Here is a 12,528-nt window from a genome sequence, read left to right on the forward strand (position 1 = left end):
TCCTTGCGAACGAGGGGGTCAGTTCCTCGTGTCGCTAGGGGGTCAATTTACGGTGTCGCCTGACAGCAAGCGATGCGAGGTCGCTTGCACAGGTGGGTTCACGTGTCGGGCCGGTCATTGTCACGCCCTCCCGCCGAAGCTCAGACGGTAGGCCAGCGCCGGGCCGGCGATGCGGCGCAGGGCGCGATAGACACGGATGCGGGTGATCGTGCTCATGCTTCACCCCCTTCCGCACTGTGTTGGCCTTGGGCGTAGTCGAGCGCGGCAGCGATGCAATTCAGAATGAACGCCTCGCCCGCACTCTCACTTGAGCTGAGGGAGTCCGTGCCTTCGTGGGTGCGATCCTCAGCGGCGCGGGCGAGGAACTTGACCGCGCAGGACGCAGTGAAAAGCGTGTCGGCGACGGCGTCGCAGATCAGCGGGTTCAGATCGGTCGGGGCATTCATGCCGCACCCCCTTCCACCTTCGCCAGGGCGGACACAATCAGCTTGAGCGTGCGCGGGCGGATCATTGCCAGGTCGTTGCGGTAGTCGCTCAGGATCTCGGCAAGCGCCTGGTGCAGCTCGGGTGCGGCGGCGATCAGGCGGACATTGGCGTCGGCCTGCTGAATGGCGGCATCGCCCCAGCCGATGGCGGACCAGACCTCAGCGACGATGCCTTCGTCGGGGCCGATCTGCCGATGGCTGTGCTCATGCCAAGGGCCGGGGGTGTAGCTGGTGGGGATGGTGGGCGAAGTCGGCGCGAGTGCGCGCGTGCCCGATGCGGTAGTACGCATGGCTGATGCTCCTTTTGCGGCGGGTTGAATCCCGCTCCCCGACGCCAATCGGGGGTGGCGGGCGCGTGCGGGATTGGCGTACCGGGCAAAAGGAACCGGCGAGCCTTGCGGCTCTCCCACACGGCCCGCCATAGACGGAGCAGCACATGCGGTGGACGTAAAAAATCCGCCAGGGTGGCGGATACATCCGCCTTTTGCATTCGGGACGCCAATCCCGTTGCCTGTTGTTTGCAGGCAGGCGAGATCATGCGCGGAGGTGGTCGACCGTGTCAAGAGCGCCATGCCGCCCCCTCGAGCGCGGCAAGGTGCGCGCGGATCGCGCCCACCTTCCAGCGAGTGCAGGCGGGGCCGGCCTTGATCGGCGCAGGCAGCCTGCCCAGGCGGGCGTCACGCCAGACGGATGACGGTGATCTGCCCAAGACGGCGGCAGTTACTTTGACGTCGACCAGCGCGCTGTCGGGCAGGCTATCGAAGTTCGCCAGGGCGGCGGCGATTTGGATGCCGTGGGTTCTCGGCGACGAGGTGGTTTGAGGTTGCATCGTTCGCTCCGTGTAGCGTGCGCGTTGCACGACAGGCGAAGGATGCGGACCTACCAATCTGTGAGGAACAGCAGGATTTGGTAGCCTAAACTCTGCTGGGTGTCATTCCATGCCGATAAGTTCTCGATAACCGGACTCGATCATTTTCTTTGCGAGCTTGAAATCTCGAACTGTGTCGCGGAGCGTACCCGCGCTGTTGAACTCACCCAATCGATCAAGCTCGCACTGAATTTCCTCATGAGTGGCACCAGCCAGCCGGCCATCATGAACACGGAGCGCCGTTATCAAGGTCGCAACAGAAGGGGCGCTGCGATTTGTACGCTTTACGTCCAACTCGGCACGCATCGCCTTCAACTCCAGCATCGCCGCATCAATCTGCGCCTTCAGGCTGTGATCGAGGGAAAACCAGATCGGCACAAGGTTGGGCAGGATCTCGTCCCGATCGGGGTCTGCCGGGTAGATCGACACGATCGACCGCATTGGCGGCTGGTACCTTCCGAATAGATAGCCATTGGGGACGATCTTGTAGGGGTCAGGCAAGTTGTGATGTCGAATGACAAAAACATCCTCATCGCCACCAACAATCGGGAATTCTTCGCTGTAGGGGATGAGCTGACCCCAAGTCTCTTCAGGTGGCTTGAGCAGCTTAATCCCCCACTTTCTGCACAGACCGCTTTCGAGGTTTGTTACCTCGTAGTCGGTGCCTTGCATGCGGCGCTCGTACTCTTCCAGTGTTTCGTCTGCACGGCCCGGTGGGTCCGCCCAGTAATAGATCATCTCTGCCCAGGGCTGATAGCTTCTACCCGATCCCTTCGGGGTCTTACCGCCATGATCGGGCCAGTAATACGGGACGGACTCGTACATGAGCCAATCCGCTTGGTACTCGGGACTTCTGCGCAGGAACTGCCATGCAAGGTCAGCGCGAGTCGTGAACTCTGAATAAGCGCCCGAGTCTTTCCAGTCTGGAAGCCAAGCAGGCGGCTGGGATGCTTCATGCCTCATGCACACCCCTTCAAGTGCGCGCCTTCATTGGAAGTGGCTGCGCCAGGTCGGTGAAGGTGTCCGACTCTTCGCCCGGCCAAAGGCTAGGCGCAGCATGGCAATGGTATCAGGCCCGGCGCTGGGTGATGTCGATCACCTCCGCGCCCTTCCTCACCTGGTCGAGCCAGTCCGCCCACTGCTGCATCATCGCCTTGCGCTGCGGCAGGAACTTGGTTCGGTTGTAGGCACGCCCCAGCACATCCGGCACCTGGTGCGCGAGCTGGTGCTCGATCACAGCCGCATCCACCCCGAGCACCTCGTGCAGGATCGTGCGCGCCATTGCCCGGAAGCCGTGGCCGGTGATCTCGGTACGGGTGTCGTATCCCATGCGCCGCAGTGCGTTGTTCACGGTGTTCTCGCTCATGGGCTTGTCATGGTCTCGAACCCCCTGAAACACGAACCGGCCGTGCCCGGTCAGCGGGTGCAGATCGCGGAGAATGTCGACGGCCTGTCGTGACAGCGGGACGATGAAGTCGCGCCGCTTCTTCATCTTCTCGGCGGGGATTCGCCACTCGCCCTGCTCGAGGTCGATCTCGGACCACTCCGCCTGTCGCAGCTCGCCCGGTCGGACGAAGAGCATCGGCGCCAGGCGCAAGGCGCTGCGCACGATCAGCGAGCCCTTATAGCCCTCGATGGCCTTCAGCAGGGGCCCCACCTCCCCTACTTCAGTGATCGCTGGGAAGTGCTTTTTCGATACCGGCATCAGTGCGCCCTGCAGGTCAGCAGCAGGGTTGCGGTCAGCTCGTCCGGTGGCGATACCGTAGCGGAAGATCTGGCCGGCGATCTGCTTGGCACGGTGCGCCGTGTCGACCGCGCCCCGCTCCTCGATGCGTTTCAGCGTGCGTAGCAGCTCGGGCGCCGTGATCTCGCCCACCGGCCGATTGCCTAGCCATGGGAAAAGGTCTTTCTCCAGGACAGCGAGCGTCTTCTCCTGCGTCAGCGGAGTCCACTTCGCGCTCTTGAGCTTGTGCCATTCACGCCCGATGACCTCAAAGGCGTTGGCAATGGCGTCGACGCGGGCCTGCTTGCTTTCCTTCTTGGCGGATGCGGGATCGGTCCCGGCGGCGAGAAGCTCACGCGCCCGGTCGCGGGCCTTGCGAGCCTCAGCCAGGGACACATCGGGGTAACTCCCCAGCGCCAGCGTCTTGCGCTTGCCCTCGAAGCGGTAGTCCAGTCGCCACAGCTTCCCGCCGGTCGGCTGGATCAGCAGATACATCCCGCGCTCATCGGTGAGCTTTCGCGGTTTGTCGGTTGGCTTGGCTTGCCTGACGGCAACGTCATTCAGCGGCATTTTCCACCCCTCGCAGCACCCGCCTTGGCGGTATACCGTCAAGGGTAGCGTGTACCGTCAGGTGTACCGTCTTTTTTGACGGTATGGGATGACACGGGATGACACTGCTTAGCACAAGAAAAAACCCGCAAAGCCTTGAGCTGTGCGGGTTTTTGTACTGCTTGCCACTGCGTGACAGGTGTTCTTGGTGGGTGCTGACGGGGTCGAACCGCCGACATTCGCCTTGTAAGGGCGACGCTCTACCAACTGAGCTAAGCACCCGCGCCGGGGCTACACAAAATGAGTGAAGCCCGGGAAGCCCGCTAGTTTACTGCATCTTTCAGGCCTTTGCCAGCGCGGAATTTTGGAACCTTTGCCGCCTTGATCTTGATGTTCTTTCCGGTGCGGGGATTTCGACCCGTCCTTGCAGCGCGCTCGCCCACATAGAACGAGCCGAAGCCGACGAGAGTCACCGTGTCGCCACCCTTGAGGGCGTCCATGACACCCGCGACGGCTGCATCCAGGGCACGCCCTGCCGCTGCCTTCGAGATCTCCGCCTGCTTTGCGATAACGTCGATCAGTTCAGATTTGTTCACTTAAACCCCTCCGAAAGAGCACTGCGATGGGACGAACCTCACTGCATTCCGCGCCGGGCGCGGGATTTCGGGTGTCAGCGGCTTGCTTGCCAACTTCATGGGTTTTATAGCGCGCACGATTCGGCAGTGTCAACGACAAAGCCGCAACGCGGTTTCCCACGCTGCGGCCTTGTCTGCGAACGGGCGTGGCCATCTGTCGGCCCCGCTCACACCGCTCAGTGCGGACGCTGTCCCGAAGCCGACTTCTCGGCGTCGCCCGACACCGCAGCAACACCAGGCTCGACAGCGGCGGACTCGGGCAAAGGTTCGGGTCGGCGCTCGAGCGCCTGCTCCAGCACCTGGTCAATCCACTTCACCGGCACGATCTCGAGTGCATTCTTGATGTTCTCGGGAATCTCGGCGAGGTCCTTGACGTTCTCCTCGGGAATCAGCGCAGTGTGGATGCCACCACGCACGGCCGCGAGCAGCTTCTCCTTGAGACCGCCGATCGGCAGGACTTCGCCGCGCAGCGTGATCTCGCCCGTCATTGCCACGTCGCAGCGCACCGGGATGCCGGTCAGCACCGAAACCAGCGCGGTACTGATCGCGATGCCGGCGGACGGGCCGTCCTTCGGAATCGCACCCTCCGGCAGGTGGATGTGCATGTCGCTTTTCTGGTGGAAGTCCTCGTCGATGCCAAGCGAGCGCGCCCGCTTGCGCACCACCGACAGCGCCGCCTGGATCGACTCCTGCATCACCTCGCCGAGCTTGCCGGTCGTGAGCACCTTGCCCTTGCCCGGCAGTTGCACCGCCTCGACCGTCAGCAGTTCGCCGCCGACCTCCGTCCAGGCCAGGCCGGTGACCTGGCCGATCTGGTTCTGCTTCTCGGCCATGCCGAAGCTGTACTTGCGCACGCCGAGGAACTTGTCGAGGTTCTTGGCATTGACGATGATCTTGCTGCTGCGGCTCTTGAGCACCAGCTGCTTGACCACCTTGCGGCAGACCTTGGAGATCTCGCGCTCGAGACTGCGCACGCCGGCCTCGCGGGTGTAGTAGCGCACGACGTCGCGCAACGCTTCCTCGGTCACCGACAGCTCGTCCTGCTTGAGACCGTTGTTCTTCATCTGTTTAGGCAGCAGATAACGCTGGGCGATGTTGACCTTCTCGTCCTCGGTGTAGCCCGACAGACGGATCACCTCCATACGGTCGAGCAAGGCGGCCGGGATGTTGAGCGTGTTGGCCGTCGCCACGAACATCACGTCCGACAGGTCGAAATCGACCTCGACATAGTGGTCCTGGAAGGTGTGGTTCTGCTCCGGATCCAGCACCTCGAGCAGGGCCGACGACGGATCGCCGCGGAAGTCCATGCCGAGCTTGTCCACCTCGTCGAGCAGGAACAGCGGGTTCTTGACCGCGACCTTGCTCATGTTCTGCAGGATCTTGCCCGGCATCGAGCCGATATAGGTGCGGCGGTGGCCACGGATCTCGGCTTCGTCACGCACGCCGCCCAGCGCCATGCGGATGAACTTGCGGTTCGTCGCCTTGGCGATCGACTGGCCGAGCGAGGTCTTGCCCACGCCCGGAGGCCCGACGAGGCACAGGATTGGCGCCTTGACCTTGTCCACGCGCTGCTGCACGGCAAGATACTCGAGGATGCGTTCCTTGACGCGTTCGAGGCCGTAGTGATCCTTGTCGAGAATCTTCTCGGCTTCGGCCAGATCCTTGCTGACACGCGACTTCTTCTTCCACGGCAGGCCGATCAGCGTGTCGATGTAGTTGCGCACCACGGTGGCTTCGGCCGACATCGGCGACATCAGGCGCAGCTTCTTGAACTCGGCCTGCGCCTTCGCGAGCGCCTCCTTCGGCATGCCGGCGGACTTGATCTTCTTGTCCATCTCCTCGAGATCGGCACCCTCCTCGCCTTCCCCGAGTTCCTTCTGGATCGCCTTGACCTGCTCGTTGAGGTAGTACTCGCGCTGGCTCTTCTCCATCTGGCGCTTGACGCGGCCGCGGATGCGCTTCTCGACCTGCAGGATGTCGAGTTCGGCCTCGATCTGCGTCAGCAGCTTCTCGAGCCGTTCGCCTGTATCGAACATCTCCAGCACGTCCTGCTTCTGCTCGAGCTTGAGCGGCAAGTGAGCGGCGATGGTGTCGGCGAGACGGCCCGCCTCGTCGATGCCGGCGAGCGAGGTCAGGATCTCCGGCGGGATCTTCTTGTTGAGCTTAACGTATTGGTCGAACTGCGCGATGATCGCGCGGCGCATGGCCTCGACCTCGTTGGTGTCGACGTCGGCGATCACGACCGGCGTGACCTTGGCGACGAAGAGCTGGCGCAGGTCTTCGACCGAATCGACGCGCGCACGGCGGACGCCTTCGACCAGCACCTTGATCGTGCCGTCGGGTAGCTTCAGCATCTGCAGGATGTTCGCGATGCAGCCGATCGCGTACAGGTCCTCGATCGCCGGCTCATCCTTGGCGGCGCTCTTCTGGGCGACGAGCAGGATGCTCTTGCCCGCTTCCATGGCGCTTTCGAGCGCCTTGATCGACTTCGGCCGCCCGACGAAAAGCGGGATGACCATGTGCGGAAACACCACCACGTCGCGCAGCGGCAGCAGCGGCATTTCCATTTGTTCGTTGGGGAGGTCAGCAGGACCCGACATTTTCGTTTTCCTTACGAGAAAGGTCACACCCATGTGTGGGCGTGACCTGGAAATTCAAGCGGCGGGTGCGAGATAAGCAGAAATCGGCGGTGCGCCTCAGTTGGCGCCGGACACCTTCTGCTGCTCAGCGTAGATCAAGAGCGGCTTGGCGCCTTCCTCGATCGTGCTCTCCTCGACCACGACCTTCTCCACGCCAGTCAGCGTCGGCAGGTCGTACATGATGTCGAGCAGGGACGCTTCGAGGATGGAGCGCAGGCCGCGCGCACCGGTCTTGCGCTTGATCGCCTTGCGTGCCACCGCGTGCAGTGCGGCAGGACGGATCTCGAGTTCGACGCCTTCCATCGAGAACAGTTTCTGGTACTGCTTGACCAGCGCGTTCTTCGGTTCGATGAGGATCTGGATCAGCGCTTCCTCGTCCAGTTCCTGCAGCGTCGCGACCACGGGCAGACGACCGATCAGTTCGGGAATGAGGCCGAACTTGATCAGATCCTCGGGCTCGACCTGGCGGAAGGTATCGGTGAGATTCTTGCCTTCCTTGCTCTTGACCTCGGCACCGAAGCCGATGCCGACCTTCTCGGTGCGGTTGCGGATGACCTTCTCGAGACCGTCGAAGGCGCCACCGCAGATGAACAGCACGTTGGTGGTGTCGACCTGGATGAAATCCTGGTTGGGATGCTTGCGACCACCCTGCGGCGGGATCGAGGCGATCGTGCCTTCGATCAGCTTCAGCAGCGCCTGCTGCACACCCTCACCCGACACGTCGCGCGTGATCGAGGGGTTGTCGGCCTTGCGCGAGATCTTGTCGATCTCGTCGATGTAGATGATGCCCTGCTGCGCCTTGTCGACGTCGTAGTCGCACTTCTGCAGCAGCTTCTGGATGATGTTCTCGACGTCTTCGCCGACGTAGCCGGCTTCGGTCAGCGTCGTGGCATCGGCCATCACGAAGGGCACGTTGAGCAGGCGCGCCAGCGTCTGCGCCAGCAGGGTCTTGCCCGAGCCGGTCGGCCCGATCAGCAGGATGTTGCTCTTGGCAAGCTCGACGTCGTCCTGCTTGGCCTCGATGTGGCGCAGGCGCTTGTAGTGGTTGTAGACCGCCACCGCCAGGTTGCGCTTGGCCTGCGACTGCCCGATCACGTACTGGTCGAGGATGTCGCAGATCTCGTGCGGGGTCGGCAGCGCGCCCTTGATGCTCTCCGGATCTGCGGCGCCGACGATCTCGTCACGAATGATGTCGTTGCACAACTCGATGCATTCGTCGCAGATGAAGACCGAAGGGCCGGCGATCAGCTTGCGCACCTCGTGCTGGCTCTTGCCGCAGAAGGAGCAGTACAGCAGCTTGTCGCCGCCAGCCTTCTTGTCCGTCATGTCGGGGTTCTCCTGATTCAGGTGTCGTCGCGGCTGGTCAGCACCTTGTCGACCAGGCCGTACTCCACCGCGGCCGCCGCGGACATGAAGTTGTCGCGGTCGGTGTCCTTCTCGATGCGCTCGAGCGGTTGCCCCGTGTGCTTGGACAACATGTCGTTGAGGCGCGCACGCAGGTAGAGGATCTCGCGGGCGTGGATCTCGATGTCCGAGGCCTGGCCCTGGAAGCCACCCAGTGGCTGGTGGATCATGACGCGCGAGTTGGGCAGGATGAAGCGCTTGCCCTTCTCGCCCGCCGCCAGCAGGAAGGCACCCATGCTCGCAGCCTGGCCGATGCACAGCGTGCTGACATTCGGCTTGATGAACTGCATGGTGTCGTAGATCGCCATGCCGGCGGTGACCGAACCGCCGGGCGAGTTGATGTAGAAGTAGATGTCCTTGTCCGGGTTCTCGGACTCGAGGAACAGCAACTGCGCGACGATCAGGTTGGCGGTCACGTCATTGACGGGGCCGACGAGGAACACCACCCGCTCCTTCAGAAGGCGCGAATAGATGTCGTAGGCGCGCTCGCCGCGACCGCTCTGCTCGACCACCATCGGAACCAGGCCGAGACCGACCGGGTTCCAGTCGCTGCTGTGCTGGGGTGTTCCGTGCATCATTCGTCAGACCCTTTGCGGCATCAGGCCGCGTTGCCCATCAGTTCGTCGAAAGCCACATCCTTGTCGGTGGCTTGAGCCTTGCTGCTGACCCAGGCGACGACGTTGTCTTCGATCACCACGGCTTCGGCCTGCGCCAGACGCTCAGGTTGAGCGTAATACCAGCGCACGAGTTCCGCAGGATCTTCGTAGCTTTGCGCCATTTCTTCGACCAGCGCGCGGACCTGTTCAGGCTTGGCGTGCAGTTCGTTGGCCTTGACCAGCTCGGCCATGATCAGACCGAGCTTGACGCGGCGTTCGGCCTGCTCGGTGAACCACGACGGGTCCACCGGGATGTCCTTGGTCTTGAGGCCGCGCATCTCGAGGTCGCGACGGGCGTTCTCGGCCAGCTGCTGCGATTCGGCCTGCACCAGCGCCTTCGGCACTTCGATCGGCGTGACCGCGACCAGCGCGTCCATCACCTGCTCCTTGACCTTGGCCTGGATGCGGCGCTTGACCTCGCGCTCGAGGTTGCCCTTCACTTCCTCGCGCAGCTTGGCGACGTCGCCGTCGGCCACACCCAGCGAGCGGGCGAAGTCGGCATCGATCTCGGGCAGCACGGGGGCCTCGACCTTCTTCACCGCGATCTCGAACTGAACCGTCTGACCCGCCAGGTGCTGGGCGTGGTAGTCGGCCGGGAAGGTCATGTCGAAAGTCTTGCTCTCGCCCGCCTTGAGACCGGTCACTGCGGTCTCGAAGTCCTTCAGCATGGCGCCGGCGCCGATCACGAAGGGGAAGTCCTGGGCCTGGCCGCCCTCGAACACTTCGCCATCCTTGCGGCCAGTGAAGTCGATGACGACGCGGTCGCCTTCGGCGGCGGCACGATCGGCGGCGCTGAAGGTGGTGCGCTGCTTGCGCAGCACGTCGAGAGTCTTGTCGACCTCGGCATCGCCGACGGTCAGGGCCGGGCGCTCGATCTTCTGCTCGCCCAGGTCACCGACGGTGACCTCGGGATAGACCTCGAAGGTCGCGGTGAACTCGAGCGTGCCTTCGGCAGCGCCTTCCTTCGGCTCGATGCGGGGATAGCCGGCGACGCGCAGGTTTTGCTCGCGCACCTTCTCGCCAAAAGCCTTCTCCACCGCAGCGCCGACGGCTTCGCCGCGGGCCTGGCCACCATGGGTCTGGGCGACGATCTTCATCGGCACCTTGCCCGGGCGGAACCCCGGCATCTTCACCGTGCGCGCCATGCGCTTGAGGCAGGCATCCACCTCCTTCTCGATGTCCGCCAGCGTGACGGCGATGTCGATACGGCGCTCCAGCGCGCTCGGGCTAACCTGGTTCTGCTCCATTGAGTCGATCCTGAGAAGTCAAATAAAAACGGTTCCCGCCCGCAGGGCAGCACACCCGGAACCGGACGCGCACCTGCCTCGCCAGCGTAAACGCAGTGAACGAAGAGCGAGATTCTAGCACAGGGTCCGCGCCGCGCTCGGAGGCGGAATCCTGCCGTGACAGCGAGCACGAAAACACCACAAAAAGGGGCATCCGCGCGCGGAACTCGCACCATCGCAGTGCCTCTCATGGTACAGAGTCAGCTCATGCAGCCGGCCGCGCCGATTCGTCAGGAACAGTCGATGGGCACGATGCTTGCATGCCAGTTGCACGGTAGCTCGGATCGATTGCACAGGAGATTGCCATGTCCATCTTCAATGCCTATCAGGCCCGCTTCGAGGCAGCACGCGAAGAGGAAATGTCGCTGCAGGAATACCTCGAACTGTGCCGCAAGGACCGCATGGCCTACGCCTCGGCCGCCGAACGCATGCTGCAGGCGATCGGCGAACCCGAGTTGGTCGATACCCGCCTCGACCCGCGCCTGTCGCGCATCTTCTCCAACAAGATCATCCGGCTCTACCCCGCCTTCCGCGACTTCTACGGCATGGAGGAGGCGATCGAGAAGATCGTGTCCTACTTCCGTCATGCGGCGCAGGGACTGGAGGAGAAGAAGCAGATCCTCTACCTGCTCGGGCCGGTCGGCGGCGGCAAGTCGTCGCTGGCGGAAAAGCTGAAGTCGCTGATCGAGAAGGTGCCGTTCTACGCTGTGAAGGGCTCGCCGGTGCACGAGTCCCCGCTCGGCCTGTTCGACGTCAATGAGGATGGCCGCATCCTCGAGGACGACTTCGGCATTCCGCGTCGTTACCTCAACACCATCATGAGCCCGTGGGCGGTCAAGCGCCTGCACGAATTCGGTGGCGACATCACGAAGTTCCGCGTGGTGAAGCTCAACCCTTCGGTGCTGCGCCAGGTCGCGGTCGCCAAGACCGAGCCGGGCGACGAGAACAACCAGGACATCTCGTCCCTGGTCGGCAAGATCGACATCCGCAAGCTCGAGCAGTACTCGCAGGACGACCCCGACGCCTACAGCTACTCCGGCGGGCTCTGCCTGGCCAGCCGCGGCCTGCTCGAGTTCGTCGAGATGTTCAAGGCGCCGATCAAGGTGCTGCACCCGCTGCTCACCGCCACGCAGGAAGGCAACTACAAGGGCACCGAGGGCTTCGGCGCGATCCCCTTCGACGGCATCGTGATGGCGCACTCGAACGAGTCCGAATGGGTCGCCTTCAAGAACAACAAGAACAACGAGGCCTTCCTCGACCGCATCTACACGGTCAAGGTGCCCTACTGCCTGCGGGTGTCGGACGAGATCCGCATCTACGAGAAGCTGCTCGCCCACAGTTCGCTTTCCGAAGCGCCCTGCGCACCCGACACGCTGAAGATGATGGCGCAGTTCTCGGTGCTGTCGCGCCTGAAGGAACCGGAGAACTCCAGCATCTTCTCCAAGATGCGCGTGTATGACGGCGAGAACCTGAAGGACACCGACCCCAAGGCCAAGAGCTACCAGGAATACCGCGACTACGCCGGTGTCGACGAAGGCATGACCGGTCTGTCGACCCGCTTCGCCTTCAAGACGCTGTCGAAGGTGTTCAACTTCGATCACCGCGAGGTCGCCGCCAACCCGGTACACCTGATGTACGTCCTCGAGCAGCAGATCGAGGCCGAGCAGTTCCCGGCCGATACCGAGGCGCGCTACCTGGGCTACATCAAGGAATACCTGGCGCCGCGCTACGCAGAGTTCATCGGCAAGGAGATCCAGACCGCCTACCTCGAGAGCTACTCCGAGTACGGTCAGAACATCTTCGACCGCTACGTGATCTACGCCGACTTCTGGATCCAGGACCAGGAGTTCCGCGATCCCAACACCGGCGAGATCCTCGACCGTGCCGCGCTCAACGACGAACTGGAGAAGATCGAGAAGCCTGCCGGCATCAGCAACCCGAAGGACTTCCGCAACGAGGTGGTGAATTTCGTGCTGCGCGCCCGCGCCAAGCACGACGGCCGCAACCCGAGCTGGACGTCGTACGAGAAGCTGCGCGCGGTGATCGAGAAGAAGATGTTCTCCAACACCGAGGACCTGCTGCCGGTGATCAGCTTTAACGCCAAGGCCAGCGCCGACGAGCAGAAGAAGCACCAGGACTTCGTCGATCGCATGATCGAGAAGGGCTACACCGAGAAGCAGGTGCGCCTGCTGTGCGAGTGGTACTTGCGCGTGCGCAAGTCGTCGTGACGCCATTCGCTTAGGGTGCGCGGCCGGTCGGGCGCGCACCCTCACCGGCTTCGGC

General features: G+C 63.0%; 11 protein-coding genes, 1 tRNA gene and 1 pseudogene. 1 reads left to right on the forward strand and 12 read right to left on the reverse strand.

The window, feature by feature from the left end; genetic code table 11:
• Positions 1 to 212 precede the first annotated feature (212 nt).
• The 12 genes and pseudogenes from C664_RS06535 to tig all read right to left on the reverse strand — a co-directional run bounded on the left by C664_RS06535 (position 213) and on the right by tig (position 10,206).
• Entirely contained in the window at positions 213 to 446 is a 234-nt protein-coding gene (locus tag C664_RS06535; RefSeq protein ID WP_004255703.1) for a hypothetical protein, read from the reverse strand.
• Positions 443 to 775, reverse strand: a complete 333-nt coding sequence (locus tag C664_RS06540) for a hypothetical protein (protein ID WP_004255707.1) — start codon at positions 773 to 775, stop codon at positions 443 to 445. Before C664_RS06540 ends, C664_RS06535 begins: the two co-directional genes overlap by 4 nt.
• 269 nt (positions 776 to 1,044) lie before the next feature.
• Complete coding sequence (locus tag C664_RS20250; RefSeq protein WP_004255711.1) at positions 1,045 to 1,314, reverse strand: helix-turn-helix transcriptional regulator; 270 nt, start codon at positions 1,312 to 1,314, stop codon at positions 1,045 to 1,047.
• A gap of 102 nt (positions 1,315 to 1,416) precedes the next feature.
• Positions 1,417 to 2,178: a DNA -binding domain-containing protein gene (locus tag C664_RS06550; protein WP_004255716.1), complete on the reverse strand. Its 762-nt coding sequence runs from the start codon at positions 2,176 to 2,178 to the stop codon at positions 1,417 to 1,419.
• A gap of 12 nt (positions 2,179 to 2,190) precedes the next feature.
• A pseudogene (locus C664_RS21250) lies at positions 2,191 to 2,316 on the reverse strand (transcriptional regulator domain-containing protein); the annotation flags it as partial.
• A gap of 106 nt (positions 2,317 to 2,422) precedes the next feature.
• Positions 2,423 to 3,646 (reverse strand): tyrosine-type recombinase/integrase, encoded by a 1,224-nt coding sequence (locus C664_RS06555; RefSeq protein ID WP_004255741.1) that lies wholly within the window; start codon positions 3,644 to 3,646, stop codon positions 2,423 to 2,425.
• Between the two features lie 185 nt (positions 3,647 to 3,831).
• Positions 3,832 to 3,907 (reverse strand) — tRNA-Val (locus C664_RS06560).
• A gap of 41 nt (positions 3,908 to 3,948) precedes the next feature.
• A complete protein-coding gene (locus C664_RS06565) occupies positions 3,949 to 4,221 on the reverse strand; it encodes an HU family DNA-binding protein (RefSeq protein WP_004255744.1) in 273 nt (90 codons plus the stop codon).
• Positions 4,222 to 4,436: 215 nt separating this feature from the next.
• Positions 4,437 to 6,860, reverse strand: a complete 2,424-nt coding sequence (gene lon / locus C664_RS06570) for an endopeptidase La (protein ID WP_004255747.1) — start codon at positions 6,858 to 6,860, stop codon at positions 4,437 to 4,439.
• A gap of 96 nt (positions 6,861 to 6,956) precedes the next feature.
• Positions 6,957 to 8,225 carry an ATP-dependent Clp protease ATP-binding subunit ClpX gene (clpX, locus tag C664_RS06575; RefSeq protein WP_004255749.1) on the reverse strand — a complete coding sequence of 423 codons (1,269 nt, stop codon included), beginning with the start codon at positions 8,223 to 8,225 and terminating at the stop codon, positions 6,957 to 6,959.
• Positions 8,226 to 8,242: 17 nt separating this feature from the next.
• Positions 8,243 to 8,881 (reverse strand): ATP-dependent Clp endopeptidase proteolytic subunit ClpP, encoded by a 639-nt coding sequence (gene clpP / locus C664_RS06580; protein ID WP_004255754.1) that lies wholly within the window; start codon positions 8,879 to 8,881, stop codon positions 8,243 to 8,245.
• Positions 8,882 to 8,901: 20 nt separating this feature from the next.
• A complete protein-coding gene (tig, locus tag C664_RS06585) occupies positions 8,902 to 10,206 on the reverse strand; it encodes a trigger factor (protein ID WP_004255756.1) in 1,305 nt (434 codons plus the stop codon).
• A 344-nt stretch (positions 10,207 to 10,550) separates the two neighbouring features.
• On the opposite strand from tig, the gene C664_RS06590 reads away from it, so the two are divergent.
• Positions 10,551 to 12,473 (forward strand): PrkA family serine protein kinase, encoded by a 1,923-nt coding sequence (locus C664_RS06590; RefSeq protein ID WP_004255759.1) that lies wholly within the window; start codon positions 10,551 to 10,553, stop codon positions 12,471 to 12,473.
• Positions 12,474 to 12,528 lie beyond the last annotated feature (55 nt).

Source organism: Thauera sp. 63, assembly GCF_000310165.2.
Lineage (GTDB): Bacteria > Pseudomonadota > Gammaproteobacteria > Burkholderiales > Rhodocyclaceae > Thauera > Thauera humireducens.